Genomic DNA, 19,121 nt, shown 5'->3' on the forward strand with positions numbered 1-19,121 from the left:
CTCTGATGCGCCTGGGGAATCTAAGCGGCACCTCCGAGCACGCTTTCGGCTGGCCTCATGTTGTTGTCTTTGCTCTGGTTTTGATGCTCTGGGGTCGGTCGTCAATAGCGGACACCAAACCTTTATGCTGCTCGTAGTTCTTTGAAATATTGCTGCTCGTAGGCGGCCGGTGACAGATAGCCCAGCCGCAACTGTCGTCTTTTACGGTTGTAGAAGATTTCGATGTACTCGGTGATCTCCCGAATTGCCTCTTGCTTGGTGGCATACCGGCGATGGTGCACCAACTCGTTTTTCAGCGCCCCCCAAAAGCTCTCGATCGGGGCATTGTCGTAGCAGTTGCCGCGGCGGCTCATGGAGACCTCCATGCCGAACTGCTCAAGTAATTTGCGGTACTCCAAGGCGCAATACTGGCTGCCCCGGTCGGAGTGGTGGATCAAGCCTGCCGCCGGCCGCTTGGCTGCGACAGCGCGGAAAAGGGATTGACTGACCAAATTCTTCGTCATTCTCTCGCCCATTGCGTAGCCTACGACCTCTCCGGTGAAGAGATCTTTGTGGCCGGCAAGATACAGCCACCCCTCGGCGGTTGGGATATAGGTGATATCGGTCACCCAGACCTGATTCGGGGCTTCGGCCACAAAGTTCTGGTCTAGAAGATTTTCGGCAACCGGCAGCGTGTGGTCGGAATTCGTCGTTGCCTTGAACTTCTTTACCTGCTTGCAGCGGATGCCATGAGCCCTGCGGATGCGTTTGATCCGGTGGACTCCGACCCGAATGCCATGCTCGGCGAGGTCGCTCTGGAGTCGTTCAGGACCATAAGTTTCTCGGTTTCTCTTGTGAGCCGCCTTGATTTCGATGACCAGCCGTGCCTCCTGTCTCTGGCGTGGTGAATCTGGTCGCTTCAGCCAGTCGTAATAACCGCTGGTTGATACTTCCAGGCTCCGGCAGAGCTGAGGAACAGGATAGTCGGATCGAAGCTCTTTGATTACCGCGTACCGGGCAGCGACTCCTTGGCAAAGTACGCGGCGGCTTTTTTTAAGATGTCGCGCTCCTGCTTAACCTGGGCCAACTCGCGCTTGACCCGGTCGAGTTCCAGCTCGACATCCGTCAATGGGCGCTGCTGTCCTCCAATATTGCTGAGTTTGCCGGCCTTGTAGGCTCTGACCCAGTTCTCCAAAGTGGACTTTGGCAGGCAAAGCTGGCGAGACGCCTCATAGACAGATACGCCGCTCTCAACGACCAGTTTCACGGCCTCGCTCCTGAACTCTTTGGAGTAGCGGCCATTCGATCTCTTGCTCATGTTGAACACCTCCGCTGATAGGGTACACGTTGGTGTCCGATTTTTTCAACTTACCCCANTGAACTCTTTGGAGTAGCGGCCATTCGATCTCTTGCTCATGTTGAACACCTCCGCTGATAGGGTACACGTTGGTGTCCGATTTTTTCAACTTACCCCAGCTTTAAGCGGCCCCATTTGGGGCCCATTTGAGGCCCATTTGGACCAAAGAGCACTTTTAATCGAAAGACATGCGAAGATATAATGTTTTTCCGGTTGCTGCGGCCCCCTCGGAAAGAATTTGGCTGCTGGTTGCGGGGATCTTTGCGTTTGCCTTGGATCTTCAGGGTGCTGCGATGGCGCTTTTGGTACTCCCGGATCTGCTTGCGTTCCATCTTGTTCTACGCAAGGCGGCGAGGTGTTGCTTGGCTGGCTTGTAAATGGCAGATCTGTGCCAGTGCAAAAAGTATAGTTTTGGCACTGCCGCTTCCAAGTGAATTTTCAGGCGACATTTTCTTCCAAACCAAGTGCATTAACCAATGCAAAAAACAAAGTGCAACAAATGCGTCTTTGTGATAAGTTTGTGCACATGAGAGAATCGCTATCACACAAAATCGGTTACGCTCGCGTCAGCACAATCGGCCAAAATCTTGATGGACAACTTGATTTATTGCGCCAGGCGGGGTGCGACAAAATTTTCTCCGATAAGGTTAGCGGTGTTGCCGTTTCTCGGCCCGAGTGGGACAAGGCGCTCGAATACCTGCGCCCCGGTGATGTTTTGGTGGTGACGGAACTCAGCCGCATGACCCGCTCATTGATGCATCTTCTGCAACTGGTCAAGGAATTTGAGGACCGCGGCGTCAATATCATCTCCCTGCGTGAGAATATCGACACTTCCACGGCGACCGGTCGCGCCTTCATGCACATCATCGGTGCCATCAACCAAATGGAACGCGAGCTCAAGGCCGAACGTGCCGCCGCCGGCAGGGCCGCCGCCAAAGCCAGAGGCAAAAGTGGCGGCAGACCCAGGACCGATCAGGCCAAATTGGAGCACGCGAGGGTGCTTTACGAAAATTCAGAGCAAAGCGCCCAGGCCATTTGCGACAGCCTGGGAATTGGACGCCGCACGTTTTTCAAGTATCTTGCGCAGTGCCGACCCGCCTAAGCGATGCATGCGCCTCCTCCGGTGCCCACAGTTAAATACCAAGGTTAATCCAGGCCCCCGCAAAGACCCAGACCCAGCCTTCGTCCAGCGTGAAAACGCGGGTGCCATCGGTGCCCCACATCAGATTGGGCGCCAAGGTGATGATCTTGCCATCATGCGCCTTGGCCCCCTTGGGTCGCCCCCGGTGCGGGGATCTCGGCCCTGGCCGCAGCCAAGCTCCAGCACCGAGCACACAGCCTGAAGGAAAATATTTTCCAGACTGATTAATAATGTTTATACTACGTTTAGACATCATTGCGGGAGGCTTACCATGTCACATGTCGAGGCGGTCGTTGGCATCAAAAAATGGGGGAACAGCCTGGGGGTCCGATTGCCAGCCAACGTGGCAAAGGCAGCTCATTTGGCCGTTGACCAGATGGTGCGCATCACGGTTGACGATGGCAACGTAACCATTTCTCCGATTGATGGTTTGGAGATGACCCTTGAGCAGCGGCTGGCCCTTTTTGATCCGACCAGGCATGGCGGCGAGGCAATGGCAACTGCGCCGGTTGGTGCGGAAAAATGGTGACGCGGCGTGGCGCGTCTTCAACCAGCGAACAGCCGTGGGCCCCGGACCGGCAGGAGGTCATCTGGATTAATTGCAATCCCCAGGCAGGCAATGAGATGCGGGACATCCATCCTTTTCTGGTGCTCTCGCCCCGCGTGTTCAACGAGCGTACATCACTGGTGATCGGGCTTCCCATGGCCACGGCGCCGTGCAATGCCGATAACCCCTTTGCCGTTGCCGTCGGTCTAGCCAAGGGGAAAAAAGCGGAAAAACCAGCTATGTCCTCTGCCATCAGCCCAGGTTATTCGACTGACGCACCCGCAACGGAGCACCGCACCCGCCTAAACTGCGGGGCATCGTCGAACTGGACGAAAAATATCTGGGTGGCGCCCCTCGCCGGTGCAGGCATTGTCAAAGATCGTCCGGGCCAAGTTTCGCGACCGCATGGCGAAAGAGGGACTGCTCTCCAAGATCCCCTCCGAGCTTTGGAAGATTGAGTGGAACGTCAACTCCCAGGCCGTGGGCAGCGCGGAGGCTTCGATCAAATATCTCAGCTCCTACGTCTTCCGGGTGGCGATCTCGAACAGCCGCATCGTCAAGGTCGAGGACGATAAGGTTTTCTTCCGCTACAGGAAGACCGGAAGCAACCGCCTGCGTACCCTGGGGCTCGACGCCCTGGAGTTCATTCGGCGCTTTCTCCAGCATGTGCTGCCCACGGGCTTTATGAAGGTGCGCTACTATGGCTTTCTCAGCCCCGGCTTCAGGATCTCCCTGGAGGGGGTGCGCGCCAGGATCGAGTTGGCCTTCGGGTTCGAGCTGACTGCCCCAGAGGTGGAACCGGAGCCGCCGCCCCAGATCCTCTGCCGCCACTGCGGGCACGAACTCGTCTACCGCTACTCGATCCTGCCGCACCGGCGGCGCAGTTTGACGGCGGCGCCATCGGGATAAGCCGGATCGAAAAATCGCAGCGTCACTCCGATGAGGATCGAAGCAGCCCGGCGGGTCGTACTCCCCGGGGCGGGACAGCAAGGGTGCGCCCAAAGCCCGAAAAAATGGCCTGATTCGACCATCTCAAATCCGAAAAGAGAGGCCATAACCCCGAAAAACTCACCAAAACGGGCCGCTGTTCGACCCATCTGTCGGCGACAGCCTCCGTTTCGTCCCTCTCAGAGCAAGATCTCACCTCGCCCCAGATTACCAATACCCTTATTTCAAAGATCGGTGCCCGATTGCCGGGCTTCATGAACAATGGATTGAAACGACCTTTCAGGTCGTGTCAATCCTTATGGGTTAGCTGTCTTTATAAGTTTACGCATTCCACTAAAGAAATTATTTGCGAACAGATTAAAGAGCATGATTTAAACAATATTATTCTTGATTGATATTGTTAATTTTTCAAGACCGATAAACACCTATCAAGGACGCACTTGTTGCTAATAATTACAATATTTAATTTTTTCCTTGTTCTAGTGATATTTTGAAAAAGCATTTTTACTGCATTATAGTATGTTTCACTTTTGTAGTATAGACTGCCGTCTTCGTTGTAACTGAAAAACTTGTCAATGACAATTGCTACCTTATCAAATTCTTGTCCAATGACACCATGGGAAGATTTGCAAAAAGATTCAAAATAAATTTCGTGATGCTCTTTGTTGTATTGCGAAGGTGTAAATCTGATAATTTCCCACTTATTTTCGCGTAGGCATTCAAGAAGACTTTTTGCATCGTCATTATTGTCAAAATAATTTATATAAATATTGTCTTTACTTTTAATTTCTAAATTTTTTCTGTTGTTAAAAAGAGTTTTTATGAACGAGGCTATTTCTTTATTAGTTCTTATTTTGTCAGTTAATCCATAATTTTTAATACATGGTAAATTTTTTATGTATTCTTCTACTGCGTTACTTTGTTCCCAGTTAGCTAAAGTCTGGTTTTTGTCATATGAAAATATACATTTAAATTTGTGTACTTTTGCCTTTTTGACTATTTCTTGTAGTTGGTCTAGCCTAATTCTTTGTGCTTCGTCTATTATTATTACATCGTAAGCTAAAAGGTATATGCTATTGATGCTTTTTATTGGTATTATATTCCATGAGTAGTCCGTTTTTAGCTTGTCTTGCCCATTGTTCAAATTTCCGCAATGTATCAATAAAGTCTTTTTTGAGCTTTCTATTGTCACTTTTGCAATATCATATACAAGTAGCGTTTTACCTGTTCCAGCACTACCAGTTACAGAGATGAATTCTGTGCCTGTGCTGACTTTTATTGTGTTTAGAATGTTATTTTTTAATTCTTCCTGATGGTTAGTTAGGAAATATTCATTGTTCATGAATTTTTTTGTTGAGTTGAATGGTGAGACTAAATAGCTTGATGGATCAAATAAGCTTTCAATTTCACTGAAATTTTGATCGTTTTGATCTTTTAGGTGTGCTTCTAAATATGAAAATTCAACTTTTTTTATTTTGTCATTTTCATAAAGAGCATATAAAGCGTTTTCTTCAGTAATATATGTAAATAATAATACCTTAATTCCAATATGGCTAAGGTAAAAATTATTTTTATGTAGTTGTCTTTGTACTTGTTCTTCCGTGCTTTTGAGCTTTAACTCTATATTTATGGCACAACTATTAGTTATTCTAAGAAGATCAAACTCTTTACTTATTTGTGGGATTTTATATCCTAAATAAAAATTGTCGAAAATATCTCTATTCTCTGTTGTTTCGTACAGTTTTTCTACTAAACATCTTAAATCTTCAACCTCTTTATCTTTGATATCAATCCCGTGGTATTTTTTGAAATTATTGTAGATTTCTCTTGGTAGGGACTTATGCGCCTGAATCAGTGATAAAATGTTTATTTTTTTCACGTTATTTCCTTATAAAAACAAGTGGAATAAATCGATTGATAATTTTCCATCTTTGACACCTACGGTTGGGATAAGCGGTGGCGACGCGAAGGAACGGCCTACAACCGCAACTTTTGATTTTGCTTTTTGGGAAGCACCCAACCCCATTCCATCCGCTTGATCTGCTGGTTGAACTAAGCCGCTATCGCGGCGGAAAAAAACAAAACACAATCCCTGTCCATAGAAACTTCAGGGTATAACTCCTTTGAATGGCCCAATTCCGGGCCTCCTGACCGAAGGAGTTTATCTTAGATTCATCGGAACAATCCCGCTTTAACGATCTGTACCAACGTCACCTGCGCATGCTGAAACTGCAGGGCAAGAGTGACAAGACCATCGATGTTTATGCGCGTGCGGTCCGCCGGGCGTCCCAACATTTCGATTGTTGCCCTGACCGGCTGACCCAGGAACAATTGGAGGTCTACTTTAGTCAACTGGTAGATTCCATTCCTGGAGCACGGTCAAGGTCGACCGTAATGGCCTGCAATTCTTTTGGAAGCATGTGCTCAAACGTGACTGGCAGTGGGTCAATATTATCAAGCCACCCAAGATCCGAACTATTCCTGATATTCTGACGCCAGCAGAGGTTGTCAAATTGATCGGAGCGACCCGTAAACTGCGCTTCCGTGTGTTTTTTTAGCCACCTAATCTTTGGGGCTGCGACTTGAAGAAACTTTGTCCCTTCAGGTCGGCGATATTGATGCCCAGCAGAAACGGGTTCATGTGCGGCGCGGGCAAGGGAACAAGGATCGCCTGGTTCCCTTGCCCGATCTGACCTACCACGCCTTGCGGGACTTGTGGCGCATGCATCGTCACCCGGTTTTGCTCTTCCCCAATGCGCAGGGCTCCCCGGAAACGATCCGCCAGGCGACTACCCATATGGACCGTGGAGGTGTCCAAAAAACCATCAAGATGCTCGTTGCAGAGTGTGGCATCAAAAAAAATTTAACCCACTCCCTGCGGCACAGCTTTGCTACCCATCTGCTCGAACGTGGCTTAAGCCTGCGCCATATCCAGAGCTTGCTCGGTCATTCCAGTCCGACCACGATCGCCCGCTATGCTCACCTGACCAATGTCACTGAAAAGGATTCCCTGACCACCATCAATCGCCTGATCAATTCCCTGCCTTTTGCTCTGGGAGGCGATGATGGATCTGATCTCTATCGTTGAACAATTTCATGATTCCTTTATCGCCCAATATGCCGACCGGCTGCTCCCCGGTTACCACAACGCGCTTCGTGCCACCAGACGCTGTCGAACGCCCGACTCGGGTGAACTCCATGTGCGCTGTACGGAATGCGAGCAAACCGAATGGCGCCCTCTCTCCTGTGGGCATCGCAATTGCCCCAAGTGTCAGAACCATGAAGCGAGCCAGTGGCTGGATCGACAACAAGCCAAGTTGTTGCCCGTGCCCTACTTTATGGTGACCTTTACCCTGCCTGCTGAACTGCGACCGCTGGCCTGGTCTTTTCAAGAACAGATCTACGCGATGCTCTTCGTCTGTGCCGTCAGCACCCTGAAGGATTTCGGCCTGAATCCCAAGCATCTGGGCGCAGATATGGGCATGACAGCGGTGCTGCATACCCAGACCCGTCGGCTTGATTATCACCCGCATATCCATGTCATCGTGCCCGGTGGCGGCCTTGATAAGCGCCGACGACAATGGAAAAAGATCAAAGGCAAGTTCCTGTTTAACGAGCGCAACCTGGCCCGTGTCTTTCGCGCCCGTTTTCTGGCGGCGGTCAAAAAGGCACAGCTGAAAATCCCGGTCGGTGCGCCCGACACATGGGTCGTTGACTGTCAGCATGTGGGCACGGGTCTACCGGCCCTGAAATATCTGTCCCGTTATCTCTATCGCGGGGTCATTGCCGAGAAAAACATCCTCTCCTGTCAGGATGGCAAGGTGACCTTCAGCTATCTGGACAGCGGCACTGGCCAAACATGTACCCGCACCCTGAAGGCGGAAGATTTTCTGTGGCTGGTGCTGCAACATGTCTTAGCCAAAGGGTTTCGCCGCGTCCGGGATTATGGCTTTTTGCACGGCAACGCCAAAAGGCTCTTGTTGCTGGTGCAACTCATTCTGCGCGTTATGATCGAGTCAAATCCCCTGCGACCAAGACCGGTTTTTAAATGCCCTCGCTGCAAAGCGGTTATGGAAATTACGGCCTTTCGACGACCGGCGTGGCTATCGGGTTAGTTTGCACAAAACGGCATCGTATTGCTTTATGGCCATTCAAACAGGAGGATCAATAGTTCCAGAGGGGGACGTGAGCACCAGCGATTTTTTTAGCCTGTTCGCAGGCGACGGCCCCCGCTCGCCTTGAAAAAAGCGCCTAAAAAACAGAACCTTACCACCCTCAACATCAAACCGATATATTTGCTTTATATGTATTTGTGGCCGGGCTTGTTCAACCACAGGATAAGATCGCGGCTCGTTCCTCGCGCTATCTATCCTTATTCGTTAGGTTTTAATGTTTATTTTCATTTTTCTGGTGAATAAACTTTTTATATGGAAACCGATACTTTGTGTCGTGAAAGCAATATTGGCTGAAAGAAAATTTTGTAAAGACCTAATTTTTAGGCTTAATGTCTGTATGTTTTTGTAGCATTCTGCTGCTTTGAAATTTTTATTTGATTCGTTATGTTTGTTGAAATAATCGACGTACTGTCTTACGTGAGTTACGATTAATTCTTCCCATGGGGTTTTCATATAAGGGAAATATAAAAGTACAAGTGTTCTCGGTTTGTATAGTGCTTTGTTTATTTCAATTATTTTTCCACTTATTTCTTCAAAATTCCCGTTTTGTTCATATTTCTGAGCTCCGTAGTATGTGTCTCCTATTATTTCTGAAAGGTTGTTCATTGCGTCGAAAAGCTCTTCTAATTTTTGACGCAAGAACGTTTGCCTGTCTCTCATGTGTATAAAAAGCTGAGAGAGGGCAAATAATAAAATTGCAATTGCGGCACTGAAAATTGCTTTTTCCATTTTTAAAACCTAACGTGAAGTTCAGCCTCTGCGAAGCAGTCGGCTGCAGCGATTGTTAGCCGTCGATCGGCCCATTGCGTGCCTGTACCTTCAAGACCAAGGCTTCAGCTTTGGTGCGCGCAATTTCTTCGCGACGAAAGCTCTCAGCCTTTAGGCGTTCGAATCCTTCGGGATTGCGTTCGCAGTGATAATGGTGGTGCCTCATCCTCAGTTCTTGAGCTTCCTTTTCACGCTCTCGATCAGACTTGGGAAGGTGGCCCATGAGGCGCAGTGCGTGAATTATGGCTTTTACGAAGGCGTATAAGAGGACCACGAGCCCTAAGAGGTCACTCCACCATTCGAGGACGGCCACACCGAGTGGCACTACAACGGCCCAGACGAAAACGAGCCACCACCCGACCTTTCGCGCCGCAACGTCTTTCACTACTTCATTCTGGATCTCAGCACCAGTCTTGGATGGTACGTCTGCGAAGGTCTTCTGAAGAAAATTCCGATCCAGAGCAATGTCGGGTAGAGCATCTTTGACCAGTTCCCAACGAAAGACCACTTGTGAGCTTTCAGAGTCGCGCCACGCGACCATATGGTCGATTGGACGAACGCCCTTCAGTGAGAAGATACCTCCGTCTGCAGAAAAGGCCGTCGCCATCAGGGGCGCCTGATATCGCATTAGCCAATCCCTTGCTTCCTTTTCTATCGCGAACGCGACGGCCTGGGCGTCGTGCCCCTCAACGATACAAACACAGAGCGTCGAGAAGCGGTAGTTCGGGATCGGTGGCGTGTACTCGACAAAGTACCAGCCACGATCTTCCTTCAGCGAACCGAAGCGGATGTCGTCAGGTTCCATAACGGCGTATCTCTCGACGGCTAACGTGAAGCTAAGCCGCGCGAGCTTGCGAGCGTCGGCTTGAGCACCGTGTTAGGCAATGCTTAGTCGTCAAACTCTTCATCGGTCCTGGGAAGGTCTGGACCTTGTTCCTCCAACGACTGCCGGAACCTTACGCATCCGCGCATGAATTGAGGCCATTTAGGCACAGCGGGGACGGGATCAGATTTTTCCGGAAGTAGCGACCATAATGCAGGATGATACCAACACAAATCATGGCCCGAACTGTCTCTATGCTCACGAATGCCGGCTCGAAGTTTCTTCGCCTCGGCAATGAGCTCTTCTCGCGACATAGAATCAAGATCTTCATCCATAGGACACCTCATTGACTAACGAGTCTGTAGAAAAACCCCAATCCAAGATTGCCGAGTCTCCCGACGATGCAAATCTTTAACATTTAGGGCTTGGATTCGGTTTCAACCAACCAGTACCAGCACTCGGGTCATTCTGCCTGATTGACCGGCTGATTTCCTCTTTTTTCGCGCCCTTTTTCTCTTTTACACGCGCTTATGCCGCCCATCCGTAGCGGTGGATCTTGAAAATGTTGTGCAGCATGGTCATCAGCTTCCACTGGCCATCGACCTTCTTTTTGCCCCGCAGTGTGAAGCGCTTGATTCCAATTGTCTCGCGAATATTGCCGAAGACCGGTTCGACGATGCCGAGGCGCTGACTGTAGATGTGTCGGCCGAGGCCAGAGTCGATCTTTTCTCGCATCCGCTCAATCGGACCGTTTTTTCGCTGGCTTTTGGGCAGGGTTTCGAGCAGGACATTGACCTGCCGAGCGCCTTTCTGACTGGCGCTGCGCAGGCATTTGCTGCGCTGCTCGCAGCTGTCGCAGTCGGCCTGGCGCCCCATGAACTGCATGAAAATGTGATTGCCTATCTTGGCTCTGGCGCACTTGAGCCACATCGACTTGCCGGCTGGACAGATGCAACTCTGTTGCTCGGTATCAATGCTGAAGGCGGCAACCGCGTGGCGCCCTTTGCGCGACCGCGAAGGCGGCTCTTTGTCCTTGTGGCGTGAGGCGGTGGCAAAACGCGGGTCACGGGAGCGAAAGCCGTGGTCGGCCAGGTAGCCGTCAATACCCTTTTCTTCGAGATGCTCCAGGGTCTTCTGGTTATGATAGCCGCTGTCGGCCAGCACCTTGGCTTGCTTGAGGAGATCTTCGCCTGCTTCGAGGTTCTGCGCGATCTGCTCCAGCATCGGCTCCAACAAACCGTGCTCCTGACCGCTGCCAAAGGCTTCGGCGGCGACCACGATCTGGTGTTTGCCATCGACGGCGGCCACGCCGTTGTAGCCCTGGATAACGCCGTGGCCGCTCTTCATCTTGGCGCTGTCGTTGTCGGTGATGTTGCTTTTGACCACGTTGCCGCCGCGGCCGGTTTTCTCTTCGTTCTGCGCAAGAAACGTTTCGATTTTCTCGCTGGCGGCCAGTAGCGTCTCGATCTGTTTGCGTTCACGTTGCCGAATCGACTCCTCGGCCTGCCCTTTTTTGTCTTCGTCGCGATGCTTTTTCAGCAGATAGCGCACAGCACCGTCGATCTTGCGGGACTTCTTCTTTAGCTCAGTCTTGGTGCCGCTCCATTCTTTGGACGCATTGGAAGGCATTTTGCAACCGTCAACGGCGAACATCTCCTTGCCGATCAGACCCAACTCGTCGCAGATCAACAAGACCTGCTGAAACAACTTGGCGATCTCGTCATGGCAGCGAGAAATAAAGTCGGCGATCGTGGTGAAATGCGGGCGACTGTCGGCGGAGATGGCCATGAAGACAACATTCTCCCGACACAGCGACTCGATTTTGCGGCTGCTGGTGAAGCCTCGGGAATAGCCTAGCAAGACGATTTTGAGGAGAATCGCAGGATCGTAGGCGGGGCGGCCTCCGTCATCGTTTTTGAAGCGATGATGGAAGATAATCAGATCGAGTTTTTTGTCGATGAGGTAGTTGAGGGAATACTCGAAAGTGCCGGGCAGAATCTGTTGATCAAAAACCACCGGCACCATGACGGTTTGCTGGTAATCGTAATCAATGAAACGGGGCATGCCATTCCCTCCCAGACTTCATAAAATTGCAGGCACTTTAGCACGTTTCAGGGTTTTTCTACAGCCTCAACAGACTGATTTAAGCGGCAGGGTAGAGGCATTTGCGTCCCACTGACGTTTTCGAGAAGCACCGCGGTTGACCTGTCCGCTTGAAATATTTGTTAGGTTACCAAGCGTCAAATTTACGATAATTGAAATTATTTCTTTCGAGCTCAATGTAGATTTTATTTAGTACATTTACATAGTCTTCTTTTCTATTTATTTGGGCAAACTCTGACTCAATTAAAATATATCTTTCAGTTGGAATGTATGGTTTGATTATTTGCATCCCCTGCTTGTAATGAGAAATTGCGCTATTTATATAACTTGTTTTAGCAAAATTCATGTATCTTGCTGATGTTGAAATAACAACTATTAAAATAAAAATATATAAAAGAATTGTTGTGCTCTTTGTATTTAAGTTAGAGAGTATTTCTCTTAGTTCTTTAATGTGCTCCCTTTGGCATTTCTGCTCAAAGTTTCCGTCTAATTCTTTTTCTAGCTCTACAAGATTCCCAAGTATTTCTTTTTTGTCCTTTTTGATATCTTTGATCTTAGTATATGCCCACAGGCAAAAAATTATTGAAAAAGTAAAATAAAGCTGATTGATTTCACCTAAAATATTTAAGGAGGTGTTCTCTGTATAGCCTCTTGAAATGTCAAGATAAACTTCATTTTTAAATTTTTCTATTCCGAGTGTGGTGACATTAAGAATAAAATCTCTGCTTAACAAAATAATTGGTTTGAAAATATATTCCCATGTGCCACTTCCTATAGCACCAAGCACAATCGCGGCAAAAACAGTGAATATTTTTCTTCTTTTCAAAAATTCGATAATCGTATTCATGATTTTTATAACCTAACAATAAATGGACAGTTCTGCATAAAAATGCAAACACAGAAAGTCCGAACTGTATATAATTTCCGACTAAAATACTGACAAATACGCTTTCCCCATATACTTCGGCAATTTACAATTATATTGAGCCCCGTACTTCCCAGAATAGGCAGGTCTGCCTAAACTAGTTCAAAGTCCGTCCAAAGGGCTGCTGACTCCCTTGCCACCCTTATTCAATACATGCGTGTAAATCATGGTCGTACTCACATCCTTGTGCCCCATCAACTCCTGAATTGTCCGGATATCGTCTGATCCAGCAGCTTTGGTGGTCTATTGGCGTTATCAGCTTGAGCTGATGGTTCCCCCCTGGTGATCATGCCCCCCCTCACAAAATACCAAGGCTTGAAAACAAAAAACGCCACCGGCCGGCATAATGCCGACGCGGTGGCGTTTGACAATCAGTGTGATGATTCCCTCATCTTCAGCCCCCCCCTGAAAATGCAGTTTTGTCTTGATACCTCATTAGTAATTTATTGTCAATCAGCAGAATCCTTCAATCCAGATCTCGAAGACCTGCTGCGCCTCCAGAAAATCTTTTCCTGCTTTAGCAATAATGCCACTGCCATCGCCATTCTGTCGAGACGCTGGACAGGCTTGCATTTTGTCACTGTATTAAATTTGAGGGCGTATCTGCGGTCAACGATACTTTCTTACAACCTCTGCAATAAAGGAATGCAAAAAGCATCCTGTCAGTCGGGACTTAGGCTACAGGGGCCACGGATCTGGCGATTTGGTGAGAAAATAGCTTTGTGCTTCCTGAAAATTCAGCAGATTCATTTTCCCCCGCCTTTGCAAAAAACAATAGCCCGATACGCACAGTCGAGTACCCATTATCAATGGCGAGGCCGACAAAGCATTAACGGCAAAGATTAAAAAAAGTATCTTTTAAGACTATTCTAACGTTTATGGAAAAAAAGCAGAAAAAATAAGGCAGTTTTTTCGTCTTTTTCGGCAGCAGTAGTTAAATCTATTCATTTTATCATTTGGCCATCTAAAAAATCTTTAAAGTGGTGGCCAAATTCCAGTGAAAAAGTTGACCCAAAAAGACAAATTTTCATATTCTCGCAGAAACACTTGTGGGAATGGAGGATTGTCTATGAAGGGTAATATTTACAGTGATCAGAAATGCCCAATTTGTGGTGGCCGTTTTCATCATGATGAGCGCAAAGGGGGTCTATTCTGCGCTGCACATCTGAACCAGAGAGCGTCGGGACGTTTTCGCGTGGCTTTTGGCCGTGGCGTTATCAGAAGAGCAAAGACATACGAGGAAGCAGTGCGTTTTCTCAATGGAATGCGTTATGAGGAAGACCGAGGGACTTTTGACCCCCAAGATTATGCATCAGGACAACCCCTGGCCATGTGTAATGCGCTAAATGCATGGTTGGAAGAAAAATCATACGAAATACAAAAAGGGACTTTAAAAAGTTATAGGCCAGCGATCCGAAGATTTTCAGAGTTTTTCCAATATACAAACATAAAACTTATTAGATTGCCAGGATTGAAAAAATATGTTTTATGGGCAAAACAACAAGGTTTGTCCGAAAAAACAATCTTTAATGATATTAACTGCCTACGTCACTTCTATAGAACACAGGTTTCTGGAAAAATTATATCTTCAGATGATTTGCCAGAATTCCCAAAAATTTCTTACGAAATGAAAATGAGAAAAATAGTAACTATAGATACGCAGGATTTAATTCTTAAAAAAGTCAAAGAACTAACCTACGATCTCAATCCAAGAATATGGATCGGAATAAAGATTCTTTGCAGATACCCATCTCTTCGCCCTGGTGGGCTATTAGGTTTAGATGAAAAGGATGTGGATTACGAACAGGGGAAAATTATCATAGAAAGATCGAAAACTAGAAGGCATGGCGTTCAAACGGTTGTTTTATTCGATGATGATTTGGATCTTCTTCGTTCACTTCCCACAAGATTTCAAAATTCCCCCGTGTTCCGCCACGAAGGCGGCGTTCAAGGCACTATTCCAGGTCAAAGGTTTGGAAAACGCTACTTTTACATAAAATGGAAAGAAGCATGTTCAGACCTTGGGATCGAAGGAGTGGATCTTTATGGCGGAACCAAACACTCCACAGCGACAGCCATTGCAGACAATTCGTCCCCTGAGCAAGCGATGAGAGTGACGGGCCACACCACGAATAAGGCATTCAAACGGTATATTTCCACCGAAAGAAACAAGCAACTAGACATTCTTTCCCTCAGAGAAGGGGAGGTCAAACCCGGTCCAAAAAGTGTCAAACAAGTGTCAAACATAAACGAAGCCCGGAACCGCCGTAAGTAGGCGATATTCCGGGCTTTTTTTGGTGGAGGTGGCGGGAATCGAACCCGCGTCCGAAAATCTTTCACGTAAGGCTTCTACATGCTTAGTCCATGTATTGAATTTAACCGGTTACGGCTCCCATGGACAGGATAAGTAAGCGGCGAGTCTGCTTTGGTTTCGCCTCGGCACCACAGACACTTGCTTCGGCTATCCCACTAAATTGACGTCTCTAAACCCACATGGGCGATGAGAGAAGAGACGTGACAGCAATTAAGCTGCCAGTGCGTACGAAACGTCGTTGTCGGCGTTTGTATGTGTGCCAGTTTTTTAACGAGGCCAACTGGCGTCCCCGGCATGCAACCTTCGCTTCCAATCCCCGTCGAAACCTGGGCACCCCCTTGCAAAGCTGTTATCGTTTAGCGGATTCTATCGACCCGCGATGAGCTGATTAGCAAGTGCAGTATCTCACACTTACAGCGAAAAGCCAAGCCCCCTGCCCTTTCTCTTCAGGTCTATCGCTGATGATCGCGAATGGCGCGGGCGGTCTCCCGGCTGTGTTGTTTTTCCTTGAGGGTCTCGCGCTTGTCATAGAGCTTTTTGCCGCGACCGATACCGATTTCGAGTTTGGCGCGACTGTCTTTGAAGTAGATCTTGGTCGGCACCAGGGACAAACCGCGTTCATCGACTTTGCGTGCCAATTTGACGATCTCTTCGTGGTGCAGAAGCAGTTTGCGCATTCGGGTCGGGTCATGATTTTCGCTGCTGGCCTGCTCATAGGGGCTGATGTTCATGTTGCTGATGAACACTTCGCCGTCCTTGATGCGGCAAAAGGCTTCCTTGAGATTGACCTTGCCTTGCCGCAGGGATTTGACCTCGGTGCCGGTCAGCACCAGTCCGGCTTCATAGACTTCATCGATGAAGTAGTCGTGATAAGCCTTTTTGTTGGTGGCGATGATTTTAATTCCCATGATTTTTATCTTTATTGAATGCCGTTGCGTCGGAAAGGACTTCGGTTATCCATGGCATAAAATTCTCTGCGGGGATAGTCCGCGACCACAGCCTGATGCCGAGAAAACTCAGAATCAGACAGGCCACACCGAACAGAGCGGACAGCAGGTTGGGGTCAATACCAGCGTCAATGCGTTCAGCCAAAAGTTGCCCGACAATGGCGCCAGTAACCAGAAAAACGAGAGGCAACATATAAAGGACAAAAGAACTTTGCAAGAAACTTCGCGTGCTGGTGGCTATTCTAACATGATCACCAATAACAGCATTTAAAAGATTGCGGGCTTCGACCAATCTTTCGCCACTGTCGTCTCCTATGCGGCAGCTATCCATGGCCGCGCAGCTCTCGCACATGCTGCTCTTGCTGCAAAGAACCACAGCCGTTTGTCCGTCTTTAATTTCGATAACGGTTCCGGTTTCCTCAAGCATTGAACTTCTCTGGGTTCCCCGCCGGCTCAGACTATGGCGGGCTTTTTGGGGCAAGTGGCCCTGCACCTGCCAACAACCTTTTTAACAATGCGGACGAAAACCCCTTGGCAAATAATGAGATTTCCTGCTTCGGCCTGCAAACCCGCAAAGTGTCGACACTTTTACATAAGTTGCCGATTTTTAACAACAATTTATGCGGTCAAAATTTATGCAGTTTGCCAAGAGGCAGTCATTCAGGGCAATAAAGAGTCTCATCCCGGGATTTTCCCAAGGCTTATCCACAATGTCTGTGGATAAGTTTCAGGCGCCACACAGGGGCAAAACATTCCGCAGGCGACGCAGAGAGGTTTCCCGGCCGAGAACGACAACCACGTCGAAAATGCTGGGGCTGCTCGTCCCTCCGGTTAAGGCAACGCGCACCGGCTGGGCAATGGCCGGAAGCTTGAGTTTATGCTGGTCCATCAGCTTTTTGAAGACATCTCCGACCGTTTCTTCGTTCCAGTCTTCAAGAGACTCCAGACCTTCGATGAGTTCATTGAAAAGTGCTATCTTGTCTTCGGTAAGGAATTTGGCCACCGCTTTGCCGTCAAACTCAAGTTCTTTTTTGAAATAAAAGGCTGCACCCTCAGCCATTTCGACCAGAGTCTTGGCACGATCCTGAAGGGTACGCACCACCTCCGGCAAAGCCGGTCCGGAACTTGGATCCAGTCCTTTTTCTTGAAGAAAGGGAACCAGGCAATCGCCGAGGCGCACCGGGTCGCCAGTCTTGATATAGTGTTCGTTGAGCCACAGAAGTTTTCCAGGATTGAAGACGCCGGCGGATTTGCCGACATTTTCGAGGGAGAATTTTTCGATCAACTCATCCATGGAAAAGATTTCCTGATCCCCATGGGACCAGCCAAGACGCACCAGGTAATTCACCATGGCTTCCGGCAGATAGCCCATTTCCTTGTAGGCCATGACCGAAGTGGCTCCATGACGCTTGGACAACCGGGCTTTGTCGGCACCGAGAATCATGGGTACATGGGCAAATTGCGGCACCTCGTACCCCAGGGCCTGATAAAGTTGACTCTGACGCGGGGTGTTGTTGATGTGATCGTCTCCGCGAATTACCAGGTTGATGTCCATGGTAGCATCATCCACCACAACGACGAAATTATAGGTGGGGCTGCCGTCGCTGCGCTGGATGATGAGATCATCGAGTTCTTCGTTGCGAAAGGTAATCGTGCCCTTGATGCGGTCGGCAAAGGTCGTCTCACCTGCTTCCGGAGCTTGAAAGCGAATCACGAAAGGTTTGTCGGCAGGCGCCTCTCCCGTCAGCCTGCGACAGGTGCCGTCATATTTGGGTTTGCGTCCTTCAGACTGGGCGCGTTGGCGTTTTTCTTCAAGAATTTCAGCCGTGCAGTAGCAGCGGTAGGCTTTTCCGTTCGCCAGAAGCTGGTCGATTTTTTCACGATAAATTTCTGTACGCTGCGACTGATAGTAGGGGCCTTCGTCATAACTAAGACCCAACCAGTCCATGGCCTGCAGAATGGCATCGACGGATTCCTGGGTGGAGCGGGCCACATCGGTGTCTTCAACGCGCAGGACAAAGGTACCCTCTTCCTTGCGTGCAATCAAAAAGTTAAACAGTGCGGTACGCGCGCCGCCGATATGCAGATAGCCGGTCGGACTGGGCGCAAAACGGACTCGCAGGTTTTTCATGATTGACTCCTCTTGAATTCTTTTCGCTAACCTTGATCCGTGAGATCCAGGTATCAATAAAAAGAGGCCGCCAGCATTGCGGCGACCCCGTCCTATATACTGTAAAACCTCAAAATTGCCAAGGATTTTCTGGAAAAACGGAGGAGACGCGCGCCTACACTACTCAATTACCAAACCGGCATAACCGACCACTTCGCGTGTGTCTCCGGTGATCTCGCCGCTGTTGGCATAGCGGACCAGAGTAGCGCTACGGGCACCCAATTCTGTGCATGCGGCAAGCATGGCCACCGTTGGGATTACCCCGCACATGCTGATGCGACGTGCGGCCACCACCTGATAAAGACCTTCGGGGTCCAAAGCCAGGATTTTCTCGACGGCCGCCGTATCTTTTTCCCGCGCCTGCGCCGCCGATTCATAATGGGTCATATCGGAACTGGCGACCAGCAGGATATCTTCCCTTATATCCTTTAAGCAAGTGCCCAGCTCGCGGCCAAAGGCCATCAGCTCAGCGAGGTTGATCCGACCAAGGCAGATCGGCACGATGCGGACCTGAGGATTGAGAAATTGCAGAAACGGCACCTGCACCTCCAATGAGTGCTCAAAACGATGTGCCGCGGGATCTTCGGTCAACAAAGAGCAGCGTTCCAGAAGTGTTCGCGCCAGTGGCTCATCAATAACAACCTCCCCTAAGGGGGTTTTCCAACAGCCGGCCGGATAGAGCGCGGCACGGTGTCCGATGCCGTGATGATTGGGGCCGAGAATCACGACGCGATCGGGAATCCGTGCCTGGGCCAGGGTTTGCCCGGCAACGGCGCCGGAATAAACATATCCTGCATGGGGCGAAACAACGCCCATAACCTTGCGGGACTCACCCTGGGGAATGAATCCGGCGATCAGGTCCCGCAATTTATCCTTGTTCGCCGGGTAAAACTGCCCGGCAACGGCAGGTTCACGATGCATGGG

General features: G+C 49.2%; 16 protein-coding genes, 1 other RNA gene and 5 pseudogenes. 8 read left to right on the plus strand and 14 right to left on the minus strand.

The annotated features are described in order from the left end of the window. Positions 1 to 122: 122 nt before the first annotated feature. Positions 123 to 1,297 (minus strand): IS3 family transposase gene (locus GFER_RS18160; protein WP_412171499.1). Its coding sequence is split into 2 segments (ribosomal slippage): positions 123 to 1,027 and positions 1,027 to 1,297, totalling 1,176 coding nucleotides; the frame shifts between segments, so codons are not numbered across the junction. A gap of 469 nt (positions 1,298 to 1,766) precedes the next feature. On the opposite strand from GFER_RS18160, the gene GFER_RS06240 reads away from it, so the two are divergent. Further along, entirely contained in the window at positions 1,767 to 2,438 is a 672-nt protein-coding gene (locus tag GFER_RS06240; protein WP_235264023.1) for a recombinase family protein, read from the plus strand. Between the two features lie 61 nt (positions 2,439 to 2,499). Here the strand turns inward: GFER_RS06240 and GFER_RS19715 are convergent. Continuing rightward, a pseudogene (locus tag GFER_RS19715) lies at positions 2,500 to 2,631 on the minus strand (IS3 family transposase); the annotation flags it as partial. A 117-nt stretch (positions 2,632 to 2,748) separates the two neighbouring features. Here GFER_RS19715 and GFER_RS06245 point away from each other — a divergent pair. The 3 genes and pseudogenes from GFER_RS06245 to GFER_RS06250 form a co-directional block, all read left to right on the plus strand. Further along, the gene (locus tag GFER_RS06245; RefSeq protein ID WP_040097627.1) at positions 2,749 to 3,006 is read left to right on the plus strand and encodes an AbrB/MazE/SpoVT family DNA-binding domain-containing protein; all 258 of its coding nucleotides are present in this window, start codon (positions 2,749 to 2,751) and stop codon (positions 3,004 to 3,006) included. Continuing rightward, positions 3,000 to 3,295: pseudogene (locus GFER_RS19720) on the plus strand (type II toxin-antitoxin system PemK/MazF family toxin); the annotation flags it as partial. The gene GFER_RS06245 and the pseudogene GFER_RS19720, both read left to right, overlap by 7 nt. Before the next feature lie 74 nt (positions 3,296 to 3,369). Then, positions 3,370 to 3,933 (plus strand): annotated as a pseudogene (locus tag GFER_RS06250) (IS91 family transposase); the annotation flags it as partial. 439 nt (positions 3,934 to 4,372) lie between these two features. Here the strand turns inward: GFER_RS06250 and GFER_RS06255 are convergent. Then, the gene (locus GFER_RS06255; protein ID WP_040097629.1) at positions 4,373 to 5,851 is read right to left on the minus strand and encodes a DNA/RNA helicase domain-containing protein; all 1,479 of its coding nucleotides are present in this window, start codon (positions 5,849 to 5,851) and stop codon (positions 4,373 to 4,375) included. Between the two features lie 341 nt (positions 5,852 to 6,192). On the opposite strand from GFER_RS06255, the pseudogene GFER_RS19725 reads away from it, so the two are divergent. Both GFER_RS19725 and GFER_RS06265 read left to right on the plus strand, forming a co-directional pair. Continuing rightward, positions 6,193 to 7,015: pseudogene (locus tag GFER_RS19725) on the plus strand (tyrosine-type recombinase/integrase); the annotation flags it as partial. Positions 7,016 to 7,037: 22 nt separating this feature from the next. After that, positions 7,038 to 8,087: an IS91 family transposase gene (locus GFER_RS06265; RefSeq protein ID WP_052446066.1), complete on the plus strand. Its 1,050-nt coding sequence runs from the start codon at positions 7,038 to 7,040 to the stop codon at positions 8,085 to 8,087. Between the two features lie 264 nt (positions 8,088 to 8,351). Here the strand turns inward: GFER_RS06265 and GFER_RS06270 are convergent, their stop codons facing one another. The 6 genes and pseudogenes from GFER_RS06270 to GFER_RS18180 all read right to left on the minus strand — a co-directional run. After that, the gene (locus GFER_RS06270) at positions 8,352 to 8,876 is read right to left on the minus strand and encodes a hypothetical protein (RefSeq protein WP_040097634.1); all 525 of its coding nucleotides are present in this window, start codon (positions 8,874 to 8,876) and stop codon (positions 8,352 to 8,354) included. Between the two features lie 55 nt (positions 8,877 to 8,931). Next, positions 8,932 to 9,720 carry a hypothetical protein gene (locus GFER_RS06275; RefSeq protein WP_040097636.1) on the minus strand — a complete coding sequence of 263 codons (789 nt, stop codon included), beginning with the start codon at positions 9,718 to 9,720 and terminating at the stop codon, positions 8,932 to 8,934. A gap of 83 nt (positions 9,721 to 9,803) precedes the next feature. Beyond that, positions 9,804 to 10,073, minus strand: coding sequence for a hypothetical protein (locus GFER_RS19730; protein ID WP_074669474.1), 270 nt, complete (start codon positions 10,071 to 10,073; stop codon positions 9,804 to 9,806). Between the two features lie 193 nt (positions 10,074 to 10,266). Further along, positions 10,267 to 11,802 carry an IS1182 family transposase gene (locus GFER_RS06280; RefSeq protein ID WP_040097638.1) on the minus strand — a complete coding sequence of 512 codons (1,536 nt, stop codon included), beginning with the start codon at positions 11,800 to 11,802 and terminating at the stop codon, positions 10,267 to 10,269. A gap of 166 nt (positions 11,803 to 11,968) precedes the next feature. Then, entirely contained in the window at positions 11,969 to 12,688 is a 720-nt protein-coding gene (locus GFER_RS06285) for a hypothetical protein (protein WP_040097640.1), read from the minus strand. A gap of 180 nt (positions 12,689 to 12,868) precedes the next feature. Then, positions 12,869 to 12,985 (minus strand): annotated as a pseudogene (locus GFER_RS18180) (tyrosine-type recombinase/integrase); the annotation flags it as partial. A 63-nt stretch (positions 12,986 to 13,048) separates the two neighbouring features. Between GFER_RS18180 and GFER_RS18605 the strand changes: the two are divergent. After that, positions 13,049 to 13,612, plus strand: a complete 564-nt coding sequence (locus tag GFER_RS18605; RefSeq protein WP_139171987.1) for a hypothetical protein — start codon at positions 13,049 to 13,051, stop codon at positions 13,610 to 13,612. Between the two features lie 223 nt (positions 13,613 to 13,835). Further along, on the plus strand, positions 13,836 to 15,041 hold the full coding sequence (locus tag GFER_RS18185; protein ID WP_074669473.1) for a tyrosine-type recombinase/integrase: 1,206 nt from the start codon (positions 13,836 to 13,838) through the stop codon (positions 15,039 to 15,041). A gap of 20 nt (positions 15,042 to 15,061) precedes the next feature. Here the strand turns inward: GFER_RS18185 and ssrA are convergent. The 5 genes from ssrA to amrB form a co-directional block, all read right to left on the minus strand. Continuing rightward, positions 15,062 to 15,418: a transfer-messenger RNA gene (gene ssrA, locus GFER_RS18190) on the minus strand. Between the two features lie 114 nt (positions 15,419 to 15,532). Further along, positions 15,533 to 15,988 (minus strand): SsrA-binding protein SmpB, encoded by a 456-nt coding sequence (gene smpB / locus GFER_RS06290; RefSeq protein WP_040097643.1) that lies wholly within the window; start codon positions 15,986 to 15,988, stop codon positions 15,533 to 15,535. Continuing rightward, on the minus strand, positions 15,978 to 16,454 hold the full coding sequence (locus GFER_RS06295) for a SoxR reducing system RseC family protein (RefSeq protein WP_052446068.1): 477 nt from the start codon (positions 16,452 to 16,454) through the stop codon (positions 15,978 to 15,980). Before GFER_RS06295 ends, smpB begins: the two co-directional genes overlap by 11 nt. A gap of 300 nt (positions 16,455 to 16,754) precedes the next feature. Next, positions 16,755 to 18,158, minus strand: a complete 1,404-nt coding sequence (gltX, locus tag GFER_RS06300; protein WP_040097645.1) for a glutamate--tRNA ligase — start codon at positions 18,156 to 18,158, stop codon at positions 16,755 to 16,757. A 159-nt stretch (positions 18,159 to 18,317) separates the two neighbouring features. Beyond that, on the minus strand, positions 18,318 to 19,118 hold the full coding sequence (gene amrB, locus GFER_RS06305; protein ID WP_040097647.1) for an AmmeMemoRadiSam system protein B: 801 nt from the start codon (positions 19,116 to 19,118) through the stop codon (positions 18,318 to 18,320). Positions 19,119 to 19,121: the final 3 nt, after the last annotated feature.

This window comes from Geoalkalibacter ferrihydriticus DSM 17813, from assembly GCF_000820505.1.
Classification (GTDB): domain Bacteria; phylum Desulfobacterota; class Desulfuromonadia; order Desulfuromonadales; family Geoalkalibacteraceae; genus Geoalkalibacter; species Geoalkalibacter ferrihydriticus.